Source organism: Celerinatantimonas yamalensis (genome assembly GCF_046054155.1).
Classification (GTDB): domain Bacteria; phylum Pseudomonadota; class Gammaproteobacteria; order Enterobacterales; family Celerinatantimonadaceae; genus Celerinatantimonas; species Celerinatantimonas yamalensis.
Genome location: NZ_JBEQCT010000002.1, coordinates 118,810 through 132,956, shown reverse-complemented (window position 1 = coordinate 132,956; position 14,147 = coordinate 118,810). Strand labels below are relative to the sequence as shown.

Annotated in this window: 13 protein-coding genes; 12 read left to right on the top strand and 1 reads right to left on the bottom strand. The window is 43.4% G+C overall.

Translation table 11 applies throughout. The features are described 5' to 3' along the window. Nucleotides 1-7: 7 nt before the first annotated feature. A complete protein-coding gene (locus ABUE30_RS05165) occupies nt 8-1,312 on the bottom strand; it encodes a PTS sugar transporter subunit IIC (RefSeq protein WP_408622638.1) in 1,305 nt (434 codons plus the stop codon). 240 nt (nt 1,313-1,552) lie between these two features. Here ABUE30_RS05165 and ABUE30_RS05160 point away from each other — a divergent pair, with 240 nt between their 5' ends. From ABUE30_RS05160 to tssJ, 12 genes are all read left to right on the top strand, one after another. Further along, complete coding sequence (locus tag ABUE30_RS05160; RefSeq protein WP_408622637.1) at nt 1,553-1,867, top strand: PTS sugar transporter subunit IIB; 315 nt, start codon at nt 1,553-1,555, stop codon at nt 1,865-1,867. A 16-nt stretch (nt 1,868-1,883) separates the two neighbouring features. Beyond that, entirely contained in the window at nt 1,884-3,239 is a 1,356-nt protein-coding gene (locus ABUE30_RS05155) for a PTS sugar transporter subunit IIC (RefSeq protein ID WP_408622636.1), read from the top strand. A 15-nt stretch (nt 3,240-3,254) separates the two neighbouring features. After that, nucleotides 3,255-4,655 carry a glycoside hydrolase family 1 protein gene (locus ABUE30_RS05150; protein WP_408622635.1) on the top strand — a complete coding sequence of 467 codons (1,401 nt, stop codon included), beginning with the start codon at nt 3,255-3,257 and terminating at the stop codon, nt 4,653-4,655. Then, on the top strand, nt 4,648-4,971 hold the full coding sequence (locus tag ABUE30_RS05145; protein ID WP_408622634.1) for a PTS lactose/cellobiose transporter subunit IIA: 324 nt from the start codon (nt 4,648-4,650) through the stop codon (nt 4,969-4,971). The genes ABUE30_RS05150 and ABUE30_RS05145 overlap by 8 nt, the downstream gene beginning before the upstream one ends. 117 nt (nt 4,972-5,088) lie before the next feature. After that, nucleotides 5,089-6,045: a LacI family DNA-binding transcriptional regulator gene (locus tag ABUE30_RS05140; RefSeq protein ID WP_408622633.1), complete on the top strand. Its 957-nt coding sequence runs from the start codon at nt 5,089-5,091 to the stop codon at nt 6,043-6,045. Between the two features lie 914 nt (nt 6,046-6,959). Beyond that, nucleotides 6,960-7,463, top strand: coding sequence for a type VI secretion system contractile sheath small subunit (gene tssB, locus ABUE30_RS05135; RefSeq protein WP_408622632.1), 504 nt, complete (start codon nt 6,960-6,962; stop codon nt 7,461-7,463). Between the two features lie 46 nt (nt 7,464-7,509). Continuing rightward, nucleotides 7,510-8,988, top strand: a complete 1,479-nt coding sequence (gene tssC / locus ABUE30_RS05130; RefSeq protein ID WP_408622631.1) for a type VI secretion system contractile sheath large subunit — start codon at nt 7,510-7,512, stop codon at nt 8,986-8,988. Between the two features lie 3 nt (nt 8,989-8,991). Beyond that, nucleotides 8,992-9,429 carry a type VI secretion system baseplate subunit TssE gene (gene tssE, locus ABUE30_RS05125; RefSeq protein WP_408622630.1) on the top strand — a complete coding sequence of 146 codons (438 nt, stop codon included), beginning with the start codon at nt 8,992-8,994 and terminating at the stop codon, nt 9,427-9,429. Beyond that, the gene (tssF, locus tag ABUE30_RS05120; RefSeq protein ID WP_408622629.1) at nt 9,429-11,195 is read left to right on the top strand and encodes a type VI secretion system baseplate subunit TssF; all 1,767 of its coding nucleotides are present in this window, start codon (nt 9,429-9,431) and stop codon (nt 11,193-11,195) included. Before tssE ends, tssF begins: the two co-directional genes overlap by 1 nt. Continuing rightward, nucleotides 11,159-12,163 carry a type VI secretion system baseplate subunit TssG gene (tssG, locus tag ABUE30_RS05115; RefSeq protein ID WP_408622628.1) on the top strand — a complete coding sequence of 335 codons (1,005 nt, stop codon included), beginning with the start codon at nt 11,159-11,161 and terminating at the stop codon, nt 12,161-12,163. The genes tssF and tssG overlap by 37 nt, the downstream gene beginning before the upstream one ends. 12 nt (nt 12,164-12,175) lie before the next feature. Then, entirely contained in the window at nt 12,176-13,651 is a 1,476-nt protein-coding gene (gene tagH, locus ABUE30_RS05110) for a type VI secretion system-associated FHA domain protein TagH (RefSeq protein ID WP_408622627.1), read from the top strand. A gap of 3 nt (nt 13,652-13,654) precedes the next feature. Beyond that, nucleotides 13,655-14,146 carry a type VI secretion system lipoprotein TssJ gene (gene tssJ, locus ABUE30_RS05105; RefSeq protein WP_408622626.1) on the top strand — a complete coding sequence of 164 codons (492 nt, stop codon included), beginning with the start codon at nt 13,655-13,657 and terminating at the stop codon, nt 14,144-14,146. Nucleotide 14,147 lies beyond the last annotated feature (1 nt).

Here is a 14,147-nt window from a genome sequence, read left to right as displayed (position 1 = left end):
ATGGCAGTTATATTATCGGTGTAGTGCGTTGACGTTCTTGTTCGAGTAACATTTTTTCATGTACTTTGAAAAAGGGGCGATAGATCACCCAAGATAGCGTGATCGCTAATAAACTCATACACGCATTATTAATGCTGCCGTTGGCGGCCCAAGCAGCCCCAATCGGTGATGGCATTGACCACGGTAACATAGCGATAAAACGATCGAGCCAGGCAATTTTGGTTAAATACCATGCAATGCAAGCATTGATCACTGGAACGGCCATAAATGGGATAAAAAATAGCGGGTTCATGATAATTGGAAAACCAAATAAAATGGGTTCGTTAATGTTAAATAGCGAAGGGATCACCCCCAATTTACCGATTGAGCGCAGTTGCCTTGACGAGCTGCACATTGCCATGAAAATCAACGGTAAGGTGGAGCCCACACCACCGATGAGTAAGTAGTAGTCCCAAAATCCTTGTAAAAATATATGGGGCGGTGCCTGTCCTGCTGCTAAAGCGGCTTGATTGGTGAATAAATTAGTCATCCAGAAAGGATTCATGATCCCAGTAACCAGCAATGAGCCGTGAATACCAATAAACCACAACAGACTACACACTAACAACGAAATGATCACCGCTGGTAGTGAATCTGAGGCGATCACTAGTGGCTGGAAGATCATCTCTATCAAATGAGGTAATAACACGCCCCAGTGCTCATCCAAAAAGACATTAAAGCATGTCAATGACAACAAAATGGCTAGCAATGGTGTAATTAGTGCAAACCCCTTTTGAGTAATGAGAGGGACCTCTTGTGGCAGTTGGATCACCCAATGCATGTGATTAAATAAGCGAATCACCTCAACCGCGTAAAAACTGGCAAACAAGGCAGTAAATATGCCCGTTGATCCCAAATAGTGGTATGCCTCAGCAGGGTGACTAAATAAGCCAATTAACAATAAAAATGCCATGCAGCTGGTTAGTCCGCAGAGTCGCTGTGGCATTTGATATTGTTTTGCCAAGCTAACGGAAGCGCCAAAGGTAATGGTAAGGCTAATCACTCCTGAAGTAATTTGATAAGGCGGTAGTAAATAGGGCCGATAGTGTTCAGAAAAATGAAACCAACCTTGCATCCAAGTACTTGCTGAGTGAGCGGTGGCTGGGGGATAAAGCAAAGGAACGAAAAGACTACCCACGATAATAAATGGCATTGACAACTGAAAGCTATCTCGCATGGCAGTAATGTGTTTGCTCTGTGATAACAAACGAGCAATCGGAGAGATATATTCTTCGATTATGTTAGCAAATAGCTTGAGCCACGTCTCATTCATAGAGATTCTGGAGCCTCTTTTAGCAGTAGTTCAACGATATACCCGCCCATCATGACTGATTCGCCTCCAATTGGTTGTAGTGGATATGCGTTATCGATCACCGATCACATTTATATCAATGAGACCAATTAATCACGTGATCATTGGCACAAATTGAATGGAAACCTTTGGAAACCGGTTTCCGTTTGTTGCCAAAGGTCCTATCTTAACTAAGTCGAGTAGATTTATCAGGAGTACGTTATGTACCAAATTATGTTGTGTTGTTCTGCAGGAATGTCAACCAGCTTGTTAGTGAACAAAATGAAAGCAGCTGCGGCTGAGCGCGATTTAGATGTGCAAATTGAAGCTTACAGCGTGAGTGAATTTGATGAGCAAGTCGGTAATTATCAAGTGGTGTTACTTGGGCCACAAGTGAAGTATATGTTGCCCGATCTTAGCCAAAAAGCACAAGAATACGATGTGCCAGTGGCAGTGATCGGGTTATCCGATTATGGCATGCAAAATGGCAATAATGTGCTTGAGCAGGCTTTAGCAATGATTGAAACTGCGGCGTAAGCATAGGGAGGCAGACATGAGTAATTTTATGGATAAAATGGCGGTGGTCATTGAAGAGCACTTGACCCCGATCGCTGGCAAAATTGGCCAGCAAAGGTATGTGATTTCGATTCGTGATGGGTTTATTGCCGCATTGCCGTTTATGATCGTCGGTTCTTTTATGTTGGTGTTTATTTTCCCGCCATTTTCTAAGGAAACGACCTGGGGATTTGCGCAAGCATGGTTAAGCTTTTCAGCGCGCCATCGCGATATGTTGATGTTACCTTTTAATTTAAGCATGGGGGTAATGACCTTATTCATTTCGGTGGGGGTCGCATCGAGTTTGGCCCGTCACTATAAGTTAGATCCTGTCACGACAGGTTTATTGTCGTTGATGTCATTTTTATTGGTTGCCGCGCCTTATAAAGATGGGCAAATATCAACCCAATATATGGCCGGACAAGGGATCTTTACCGCACTGATTGTGGCTATTTATGCCACCGAAGTGTATGCCTTTTTAAAACGACACCATGTGACCATCCGGTTACCTGAGCAAGTGCCCCCAGGAGTCTCACGCTCTTTTGAAATATTGATTCCTGTACTTGCTGTTATCTTTACCCTCTATCCGCTTAACCTCATTTTACAGAGCACTACCGGGATGATTTTGCCGGAAGCGATTATGTCAGCGCTAAAACCATTAGTCTCTGCATCAGATACTTTGCCAGCGATATTGTTATCGGTATTTATCTGTCAAATTTTGTGGTTTGCTGGGGTTCACGGCTCATTGATTGTGACTGGGATCATGAACCCATTTTGGATGGCCAACCTATCGGCTAACCAGGTGGCATTAGCTGCTGGAGCAGCGATTCCACATATCTATACGCAAGGATTTTGGGATCACTATCTACTCATTGGTGGGGTGGGGTCGACGTTACCACTCGCATTCTTGTTGATTCGCAGCAGAGAAGCACACCTACGTACAATCGGTAAATTGGGGGTTATCCCTGGGATGTTTAACATCAATGAACCTATTTTATTTGGTGCGCCGATCGTTATGAACCCTATATTCTTCTTACCATTTGTCTTTATTCCAATGATCAATGCAGTGATTGCGTATGTGGCTACGTCCATTAATTTAGTTCCTCGAGTCGTTTCATTAACGGCGTGGACTACACCAGCTCCCATTGGCGCTTCATGGGCGACGAACTGGGCCATCACGCCCGTATTTATGTGCTTTTTCTGCATGTTCACTGCGGGACTCATGTATTGGCCATTTCTCAAAGCGTATGAAAAACAGTTATTGGACCAAGAAGCAGTAAGATTAGCGGAACAACAAGCGGCTAAAAAAAGCTCAGAAAGCCCTCGTCATTCAGGTAAACCCGCTACAATTTAACTTAAGGAAAGTACTATGAATTTTTATCAATTCCCCACTGATTTTTGGTGGGGAAGTGCCTCATCAGCGGCTCAAAGTGAAGGGGCAAGCCAGCGGGATGGGAAGGCAAAAAGTATTTGGGACCACTGGTTTGAACAATCCCCTTCGCGGTTTTTCGATGAAGTCGGGCCTGAGGACACTTCGACCTTTTATGATCACTTTCAAAGTGATATTAAGCTGATGAAACAACTCGGCCATAACAGCTTTCGAACCTCAATCTCTTGGTCTCGATTGATTCCAGATGGCACCGGTGCAGTGAACCCTAAAGCTGTAAGCTTTTATCGCAATATGATTGCCGAGCTTAAAAAAGCAGAAATTGAACCATTCATCTGCCTGTTCCACTTTGATATGCCACTGGCGATGCAACAAAAAGGGGGCTGGGAAAATCGCGAAGTCGTTGATGCTTACGTGCAATATGCCAAAACCTGTTTTGAATTGTTTGGTCAAGATGTGCACCTTTGGTTTACCTTCAACGAGCCGATTGTGCCAGTTGAGCAGGGTTATCTTTATGATGCGCATTACCCGAATGTTGTCGATTTTAGGCGGGCCGTTCAGGTGGCCTATCATACCATGCTTGCGCATGCTCAAGCGGTGGCTTGTTATCGCGATAGTGGCTTAGATGGGCAAATTGGGATCATCTTAAATTTAACACCATCCTATCCTCGCTCTGAGCATCCGGCTGACCAAAAAGCGGCTCGCATGGCTGATCTTTTGTTTAACCGTAGCTTTTTAGATCCAGCTGTTTTGGGCGTCTATCCAAAGGAATTAGCGCAATTAATGGCTGATTACAGTGTCGCACCACACAGGCAAGATGGTGATGGCGCAATCTTGCAGGCTGGTAAGGTCGATGTGCTCGGGGTGAACTACTATCAGCCTCGGCGCGTTAAAGCACGCCTTAATGCCATAAATCCAGATGGGCCGATGATGCCTGAATGGTTTTTTGACGCCTACGAGATGCCCGGACGAAAAATGAATCGGCATCGTGGTTGGGAGATCTATGAAAAAGGGATCTACGATATCTTAATCAACTTGAAAGATAATTACGGCAACATTCCTTGTTATGTCTCTGAAAATGGGATGGGTGTCGAGGGCGAAGATCGTTTTATTCAAGATGGGGTGGTGCAAGATGATTATCGAATTGATTTTGTTCGTGAACACCTTATCTGGGTGCATCGCGCCATTCAAGAGGGAGCAAACTGCCTAGGCTACCATCTTTGGACCTTTATCGATTGTTGGTCTTGGGCGAATGCTTATAAAAATCGCTATGGCTTCATCGCGCTTGATCTGAAAACTCAGCAACGCACAATTAAAAAGAGTGGTCAGTGGATTGCTAAGGTAGCCAGTGAACACGGATTTGAAGGAGATAGCGATGAGTGACCCAATATTGGTCGACGAAGAACAGTTGGTGATGGATCTGATTGTCAATGCAGGGCAGGCTCGTAGCCTTTATTTTGAGGGATTAAACCTTGCCAAACAGGGGCAATTTGAGTCAGCTGAAGCTAAAGTCAAAGAGGCGCAAAGTTTCATTAAGCAAGCTCACCAAGCACAAACAAGACTTATTGGTGATGATCAAGGTGAAGGCAAAGTAACCATGACACTGATTATGGTGCATGCGCAAGATCATATCATGACGGCAATGTTGGCCGGTGAGCTCATCAGTGAGCTGATTCAATTGTATCGACGGTTGAACTAAATTGCTGGACGCCCCTAAGTTGGTGGCCAATTATGTGTCAATAACTTGGTGGGCGTCGCGCATCGACTAAAAAACTTATGCTATGATGAATCACTGATTGAAGAGGTTAATGTTGTCATGGCTACTATCACTGATGTTTCGCGTTTAGCGAATGTCTCCAAAGCGACAGTGTCACGTGTGTTGACGGGGAACCGAGGGGTTCGACAAGAGAGTCGCGAAGCTGTGTTAAAAGCGGTGGAGACGCTTAATTATCGGCCAAATATATTTGCTCAAAGTTTGGCCAATGAATATTCCAACCAAGTGGCGGTTGTATTGCGAGAAGCGGATGTAAACCGTTTATCTGCTCACCTGCCGCAGCTCGCCCGAGGAATTCAAGCACAAGGGTTAGAGATGACGTTGGGATTTGTGGCGAGTTCAGCACAAATAGATGAGCAGTTGCAACGACTCAGCCAGTTTAATCCAGTTGCCACAATAGTACTCGGCGTGGATGACGATCTCTCGACGCATGATCGGGTTATTCAAATAGGGATGGGCGAGCAGGCGATTCATTATGATTATCCGTTCGCTTGTGAAAGTGCCGTTCGCTATCTGCTTAGTCAAGGGCATCGCCAAATTGCGATTTGGCTAGATGATGATGAGCCGAAAATTAGAGATGCCTTGTTAGATGGATATCGACAAGCATTACAAAACCAGTCGTTGCCGTTTAATCGTCAGTTAGTTGTGAATGGACCGCACGACTCAGAGCAATCATTGCTTGAGCTTTTAAATCGTTACCTACCATTTTCAGCGCTGTTAGTGCGCCGCGATAGTGATGCGGCAACGGCTATCCGTCTTTTGCGTGAATTTAACATTACTGTCCCTCAAGAAGTTTCCTTAATGAGCTTAGAAGACTCGCCTCTTGCTGTGCAGCTTTGTCCGCCGTTAACGTGTATCCATTATCCAATCGACTCGCTGCTGGATGCGGTACTCGATCGATTAGCGCAGCTGTTGCATAAGCAAACCCGTAGCCCTCAAACTCTATTACGCGGCAATTTAGTGATTCGGGATTCTGTTCGTACAGCAAACCACCGCTGAAGTAATTCCAGCAGATTGGATAGAATGGCTAGCCAGATTTAATGCTACTGAGTCAAAATCGAGAGCTGTTTTATCCAGCATAGAGACAATTATCTTATATTGACCTACCAGTTCGTCCCCTACGCCATTGTTGAATCGTTGCACGGATGGTTGGTCTGTCGGTGATCATAGCCGGTGTTATATTGACCAAAAAATAGTTTGATCAGATAGTCTAAACTCAGCAGGCAAGCTGTTGTGATTATGCCCTTCATTATAAACGAATCATTATATTCTGTGGATCAGCTGATGCGCAAGTGTCTTTCTAGCATTTAGTTGTTGTTTATTTTTTATCCTGACATCCTGCGCAATAATGAGTTGATTAATTCGACTCAAAGAGTGGTTCGTTAGTGATTTTTGTAATCATCAAACTTATTTTTAACGAATTGATAAATATATCTGTTCAAAGAATATGCTTATTGTTGTTTTTTATAATAAATTGCAATGAAACTTATAATAAATCACCCATTAATATTGTGAGATATATCTCACAAGTGACTATTTTATATACAAACCCATAACGTAAAACCCAAAAAATATGATTTAACACAGCGATGGCTAGTGTTTAGAATGTAAGCTTGTTGTTATTAAAAATATTGACATCGTCTTTAATAAATGACTTAATTTACCCGATAATTTTACTAATATTAATATTCATAAACTAAAAATATTAATATTAGTAGTTATTTTTTAATAATTTACGTCGCTTTTAGTTGTTTGATTGCTGTAAATAGGAAAATCAATCAGTTGCATTCAATTATCCACTTTTGGGGTAAGGCTTATTGTGCCTGTAGCAATAGGAGTTAATAAAAATTAACTGAGTGTGGTCAACTATAAAAAATTAAAAAAATTTATCTTATTGATATATCGGAGAAATTATGTCTAAAGAAGGAAGTGTTGCTCCCAAGGAGCGTATCAATATTAAGTATGTTCCAGCCGTTGGTGATGCACAAGCGGAGCTTGAACTTCCATTTAAAACGCTTGTTGTTGGTGATTTTAAAGGCCGTGCTGAAGATACCCCAATTGAAGAACGTAAAGCGATTTTGGTTGATAAAAATAACTTCGAAGCTGTGATGCGAGACAGTCAACTGGAAGTAAGTACATCCGTGCCTAATCAGCTGACTGACGAAGTCGGTCAGGAGTTGCCTATTTCTGTTTCTTTTAAATCGCTTAGTGATTTTTCACCAGATGCTATTGCCGAACAAGTGCCAGAATTGCAAAAACTGATTGAACTGCGTGAAGCATTGGTTGCGTTAAAGGGACCTCTTGGAAACATTCCCGAATTTCGTAAACAGCTCCAGACTCTGCTTGAGTCATCTGAATCGCGTGAGAAGCTTCTAGCTGAATTAGAACTTCTCGGTGATGCGCCTTCGCAAGAGTAGGCTTGGTTGAATCATTTGATAAGTTAAAAGACGTAAAGGATAGGTTATGTCAGCTCAGGAACAATTAACAACTCAGCAGCAGTCAGACGATAGCATTGGTTTACTCGATGCAGTTATGGCGCAAACCCGGATGACTCCCAGTGATGATGGCTATGATGTGGCCAAAAAAGGCGTTGCTGCATTTATTAGTCAACTATTAGATAACGGCCAAACGTCGCAGCCGGTTAATAAAGCGTTAGTTGATAATATGCTGGTGGAATTAGATAAAAAAATCAGCACTCAAATGGATGCCATTCTTCATGATCAGAAAATTCAGCAATTAGAATCAGCATGGCGAGGATTGAAGTTATTTATTGATCGCACTGATTTTCGAGAAAACAACAAGATTGAGCTATTGCATGCAACCAAAGAAGAGTTGCTTGATGATTTCGAATTTGCACCAGAAACGGCTCAGTCAGGTTTTTATAAACATGTTTATTCAGCAGGTTACGGCCAATTTGGGGGAGAACCTGTTGGTGCAATTATTGGTAACTACGCTTTTTCGCCATCCTCCCCAGATATGAAATTATTACAGTATGTGGGAGCCGTTGGTGCCATGGCCCATGCGCCATTTATTTCGAGTGTCGGCCCTGCATTTTTTGGGATCGATTCATTTGAAGAGTTACCTAATATCAAAGACTTAAAATCGATTTTTGAAAGTCCAAAATATACTAAATGGCGCTCATTACGTGAATCTGAAGATGCGCGCTATTTAGGATTAACCGCCCCGAGGTTTTTACTACGTACGCCTTATGACCCGATTGAAAATCCAACGCGAACATTTAGTTATCAAGAAAATGTGAATTCCTCTCATGAGCACTATTTGTGGGGTAATACAGCCTTCGCTTTTGCAACGCGCTTGACAGATAGTTTTGCCAAGTATCGCTGGTGTCCGAATATCATCGGTCCGCAAAGTGGTGGCGCGGTAGAGGACTTACCAGTGCATCTGTTTGAGTCGATGGGCGAACTGCAAGCGAAGATCCCAACCGAAGTCTTAGTCACTGATCGCAAAGAATTTGAATTAGCTGAAGAAGGTTTCATTGCGCTGACGATGCGTAAAGGCAGTGATAATGCGGCATTCTTTTCGGCTAACTCATTGCAAAAACCGAAGATTTTCCCGAACACTAAAGAGGGCAAGGAAGCTGAAACTAACTATAAGTTGGGGACCCAGCTACCTTATATGATGATTATTAATCGGTTAGCTCATTACATTAAAGTATTGCAGCGTGAACAGATTGGTGCTTGGAAAGAACGTCAAGATCTTGAACGTGAACTCAATACTTGGTTGAAACAATACGTCGCTGACCAAGAGAATCCACCCGCAGATGTACGTAGTCGTCGTCCATTACGTGCCGCTAAAATTGAAGTGATGGATGTTGAAGGCAACCCAGGTTGGTACCAAGTTTCGTTGGCGGTTCGTCCTCATTTTAAATATATGGGAGCTAATTTTGAGCTTTCATTAGTCGGTCGTTTAGATCAGGCGTAATTAATGGCTTATGTCGCACTAGAAGAGAGTGCTTATGGAGTCAGCTTCTTTGAACGTTTAGATGCTGATAGCCAAAAGCGCTCTGTTACTCAAGGCCCCAATGTTTGTGATGTACTCAAATCGATTAAATGCAATGTGGCGAATATTTTGAACACTCGCATGGGGGAATCATTGAGTTCACCGGAATTGGGATTGGTCGATTTTAACGATGCCATGTTAGGTAGTACTGATTTGGCGATGTTCGTACGACTGGCTATTCGTCGGTGTATTGAGCGATATGAACCTCGACTGTGCAACTTGGATGTTCATGTTTTACAAGACCCCGATCAGCCATTAGATCTACGCTTTCAGGTTTTCGCTAATATCCATCGAGGGGCGTTGCACGAAAGCGTGCAGATTGAATTAGTCCTTGAAAATAGCCGAAAATATAAGGTGTTGTAGTGTCACAAGACAAATATTTCCGGGAAGAACTTGCATTTCTGAAAGAGCAAGGGGGTATTTTTACCGAACTTTATCCTCAATTAGCCAAATTTTTAAATGGTCGTAATACCGATCCAGATGTTGAACGGCTACTGGAAGGGTTTGCTTTTTTAACAGGTAAGTTAAGGGAGAAAGTCGATGATGAATTCCCTGAATTGACCCACTCCATCATCAATATGCTTTGGCCAAACTATTTGCGGCCGATCCCTAGCTTGACGATCTGTAAATTTTCACCCCATGAAAAAGCGATCCGGACAAAGCAGACTGTGGCAGCCAATGTGCAGCTTAATAGCGTCCCAGTATTAACGACAGTGTGCCATTTCTCGACTTGTCGAGAGGTCGAAATTTACCCACTAGAGCGTCAAGATGTGAGTGTTCACCACACGCGTGACGCCTCCCAAATTGACATTACATTGGCGATTTTAGGCGAGCAGAGTGTCGGTGATATAAAACTGGATGGATTACGATTTTATCTGGGTGGGCAGAGCTACTCTGCGAAAATGCTCTACTTATGGTTGAACCATTATTTGGACCACATCGAGGTGGTACAAAATGATCACGTGTTTCGTCTGCCGGATGATTGCTTGTCTGTGGTTGGTTTTAACCGCGAAGATGGCGTTCTCCCATACCCTAAAAATGTCTATGAAGGCTATCGGATATTACAAGAATATCTAGCGTTTCCTGAAGCCTTTCAGTTTGTGGATGTGACCTCAATTGGGTCGCATTGCCCAGCGCAGCTACGCGGAACATTTCAATTACGTTTTTGCTTCAATAAAGCGATCCCCGTGGATGTGCGCGTGAATCAAGATAGCTTTGAGTTGTATTGTACGCCGGCGATTAATCTATTTGAACATGATGCTGATCCCATTGATTTAAATGGTAAAAAGTCGGAATACCGAGTTGTCCCTTCGAGTCGATATCCAGCTCATTATGAGATATTTAGTATTGACCGCGTGGAAGGGTGGCAATCAACGGGTGTTGGCCGAGTGCGCGGGCAAGAACGCGTGTATAGCCCGTTTGAGAGTTTTCAGCATGAAATTGAGCGGATGAATCATCGACAGGCACTCTACTATCGTCAACGTGTCAAAAACAGTATTCGTGCGGATGGCTTTGAGCATTACATCTCGTTTGTACGTGCCGATGAGACAGCGTGTGTTGAATTAACCGAAGCGATTTCGCTGCAGTTAACCTGCACTAATCGGCAACTTCCGATAGAACTTGGTAAAGGTGACGTATGCATTGAAACCAATTCATCGCCTTCGTTTGCTCAGTTTAGCAATATTACCGAGCCGACCCAACCGCTTCATCCGGTTCTTGATGGCAGCTTGTTATGGACCTTGATCTCGAATCTATCGCTTAATTATCTGTCACTCTTATCTAAAGATGCGCTGTGTTCAGTGCTTCGAGCCTATGATTTCCGGGCATTAGTGGATCGGCAAGCCGAACGGGTTGCGCGTCAGCGCCTCGATGGGATTATCGATATTCACTCTCAACCGATTGAAAAAGTGATCAAGGGGCTGCCCATTCGTGGGTTATTTTCCGAAATTACATTATCGCAATCTTCATTTGGTTCTGAGGGCGAGCTCTATCTCTTTGGCACCATTTTAAGCCAGTTTTTTTCATTATATGCCAGTATCAACTCATTTCATGAGTTGATTGTCATTAATGCTGATAATCGAGAAAGGTACTCATGGGGAACTCAAGTGGGTCAACAGCCGCTGATTTAGAGGTTAAGTCCAGTGCGGTGAAGCTCCCTGAGCATGTTGAATCGTTCAACTTTTATCAACTGGTCGAATTACTTCATCGCATTTTTGGTGATGACCCAGAAGGGTTGGCTAATGGGGTGAGTGAATCATTGTTGTTTAGTGCTAATCCAAGTTTAGGGTTTGCTGCCAGCGATATACGAAGCTTAACGTCGTTAAAGTCTGATCAGTATCAGTTGCAGACATCGTTTTTGGGATTATCGGGAGCGCAGTCGCCGTTGCCGGGATTCTTTTTAGAGCAAATAGCGACCGAAGGCGAGCAAGGATTAAGAAAGCAATTTTTAGACTTTTTTAATCATCGGTTGATCACTTTGCTCTATCAGATTTGGCGCAAGTATCGCTATTACGTGCGCTTTCGAGAAAATGCCTCGGATGCGTTTTCAGAGCAACTGTTTGCACTCGTTGGTCTTGCTGACGATGAACTGCGCAGCGAAACCCAAATTAATTGGTGCAAGATGCTCTCATACGCTGGCATGTTGGCCGGTCGTAGTCGTTCACCGCAGGTTATTTCTGGGATCATTGCCCATTATTTCGATCTTAAACAGGTTGAAATTCGTCAGTGGCAAGTTCGTCAAGTGCCTATTGCACCGGAACAAAAATGTAGCTTAGGGCGGGCCAATAGTCGTTTAGGTGATGACACCGTGATTGGTGATTCGATCAGTGATTGTATGGGGAAATTTGTAATTTGTTTTAAAGATCTAAGTTTTGAGCGGTTTCAAGATTTTCTTCCTAGCGGGTCCGATTACCCGATATTTTGTAAATTAATGGAATTTATTCTTCGTGAACAGATGGCGTTTGATTTGGAGTTAGAGCTGGCGTTTGCTCAAGCACCATCGTTTCAGTTAAGCCGGAACAATCAGTCGTCATTGGGATGGTATTCCTTTATGGGGGATTCCAATGCCAATCGACAGGTTTGTATTCATATTCGATGATAAGTAGCAGCTATGACGAGTGATATCTCGACGGTGACGTTGACCATAATTAATGCTGAAAAACTCCTTTCCGGGGGAGCAGCCATGTTTACCTTTTCTCGGCGCGGAGGTGCGGTTGGATCAGGAAAAATAAACGATTGGGTGTTGCGTGATAGACAAGGGCTGGTACAGACCAAGCACTGCCAAATTAGTTTTATCGACAATCTGTTTTGTCTGACCGATCTAAGTGGTGCGACGTTTATGAATAGTTCATCGATGGCTATTGGAGTGAATCATCAGGCCCGACTGAATGATAATGATCGAATCCAAGTGGGGCCGTTTGTCATTCGAGTATCGTTTGACTCGCAACAGATTGATACCACCAGTGGGCATCGCAGTTTGGAAACGTTGTTTGAAAGTGAACAGATGCTTAGCTGGTCGGTTGATGGCAGTGATGCTGATATTATCGATATTGACACGCCGATGATCGATGATCCCTTAAGTGCTTTAGCCGAACTGCAAGCGAGTGATAACTCAACGCAAGATTATATCAATATAGAAGATGCAACCCACGATAAGGAACCATCTCGTAGTGAGTACTTAAGTGCCCAAGACCAGCAATGGATTGGTCAGAGCATTACTTATCAAGCCGACAATGTACGTAACCAAGATGCCGCTATCGAATTGAAGTCGGTGCGGATCAATCAGGAATGTGGTGCTCAGCCCAGACCAAAAGCAACAGCTCGTCAGATACACAATCCCATAGATTTATTAAAAGATACGACTAGCGAGGAGAATATCGCGATGAATAGCAATGAGCTAGACGAATTAGAAAAAGAGATAGAAAAAGGGTTTGCGGCCCATAGTGAATCATCATCGATGCACGACACTGATCCTGCGCTCAATGGCCAACCCAATCATATGGTCACCGGCCCTATGCTTAAAGGGTTAGGGGTAAGCACTCAAAAAGGTGATGATTTTACTGAAATGCATCAACTTTCTGAAGAAATTGGCGCATCACTGAAAGCCGCCATCAAAGGGTTGTTGTCCCTCCACCAACAGGTCCGCGACAGCCGCTATGGGCAAATGAACAAGAATTTACAGCCGATTGAAGATAACCCCCTACGACTTGGTTTGTCCTATGAGAAAACGGTTGAAACACTCTTTGAAAATGACCGCAGTATGGTGCATTTATCCGCCCCTGCAGCTATCGAAGAGAGCTTAAAAACGGTCAAAGATCATAATCAAGCTGTGCAAGAAGCGACTACGGCAGCGTTAAATCAGATCGTCCAAGCCTTTTCCCCTGAGGTCTTACTACGACGTTTTAAACATTATCGACGATCAACTCAAAGTGAGGAAAACTCAACTGAGGCGTGGGCTTGGAAAATGTATCAAAACTACTATCGCGAGTTGATGTCGAGCCGCCAGCATGGTTTTGAAAAACTGTTTTGGGAAGTATTTGATCAAGCTTATGACCGTTCATTACGTCAAAAACAACAGGAGTTTTAACTGATGCATCGATATCTACTACTTATTGGCACATCCCTACTTTTGAGTGCCTGTAGTGTGTTTGGCTCCAGCGATAACCCAGTGGATTATGCCAATCAACCATCAACTGTGACCTTCAGTCTGGTGTCACTTCACGATGCCAATTCATTGACCAATAATGGCAAGGGGGTTCCGATTAAATTCAAAGTATTTGAATTAGAAGATGATTCCTTGCTCAAAGCGGCTGACTATGACGAGTTAAACAAAAACTATAAAAGTGTGCTGGGCAGCAACTATGTGGATGATTTTGACTACATTCTCACCCCAAGCCAATTCAAGTTCGTTGAGCCGATTAAAGTCGACAAGGATGCTCGTTATATCGGCGTAGTTGCCAATTATGCTGAGCCTAATAAAAGTCAGTGGAAAAAAGTCATCAAAATTGACCCCGTTGGACATCAGTATCATGTGTTGATGCTATTTCGCTCCAATGAAGTTGTCCTAAAAAAGGTTGAATAAA

What these genes read in the sequence shown, in the direction of transcription:
- ABUE30_RS05155 (WP_408622636.1), top strand. Translation starts at nt 1,884, where the DNA reads ATGAGTAATTTTATGGATAAAATGGCGGTGGTCATTGAAGAGCACTTG.
- ABUE30_RS05165 (WP_408622638.1), bottom strand. Translation starts at nt 1,312, where the DNA reads ATGAATGAGACGTGGCTCAAGCTATTTGCTAACATAATCGAAGAATAT.
- tssJ (WP_408622626.1), top strand. Translation starts at nt 13,655, where the DNA reads ATGCATCGATATCTACTACTTATTGGCACATCCCTACTTTTGAGTGCC.
- ABUE30_RS05145 (WP_408622634.1), top strand. Translation starts at nt 4,648, where the DNA reads ATGAGTGACCCAATATTGGTCGACGAAGAACAGTTGGTGATGGATCTG.
- tssG (WP_408622628.1), top strand. Translation starts at nt 11,159, where the DNA reads ATGGGGAACTCAAGTGGGTCAACAGCCGCTGATTTAGAGGTTAAGTCC.
- ABUE30_RS05160 (WP_408622637.1), top strand. Translation starts at nt 1,553, where the DNA reads ATGTACCAAATTATGTTGTGTTGTTCTGCAGGAATGTCAACCAGCTTG.
- tssB (WP_408622632.1), top strand. Translation starts at nt 6,960, where the DNA reads ATGTCTAAAGAAGGAAGTGTTGCTCCCAAGGAGCGTATCAATATTAAG.
- tssC (WP_408622631.1), top strand. Translation starts at nt 7,510, where the DNA reads ATGTCAGCTCAGGAACAATTAACAACTCAGCAGCAGTCAGACGATAGC.
- ABUE30_RS05150 (WP_408622635.1), top strand. Translation starts at nt 3,255, where the DNA reads ATGAATTTTTATCAATTCCCCACTGATTTTTGGTGGGGAAGTGCCTCA.
- tssE (WP_408622630.1), top strand. Translation starts at nt 8,992, where the DNA reads ATGGCTTATGTCGCACTAGAAGAGAGTGCTTATGGAGTCAGCTTCTTT.
- ABUE30_RS05140 (WP_408622633.1), top strand. Translation starts at nt 5,089, where the DNA reads ATGGCTACTATCACTGATGTTTCGCGTTTAGCGAATGTCTCCAAAGCG.
- tagH (WP_408622627.1), top strand. Translation starts at nt 12,176, where the DNA reads ATGACGAGTGATATCTCGACGGTGACGTTGACCATAATTAATGCTGAA.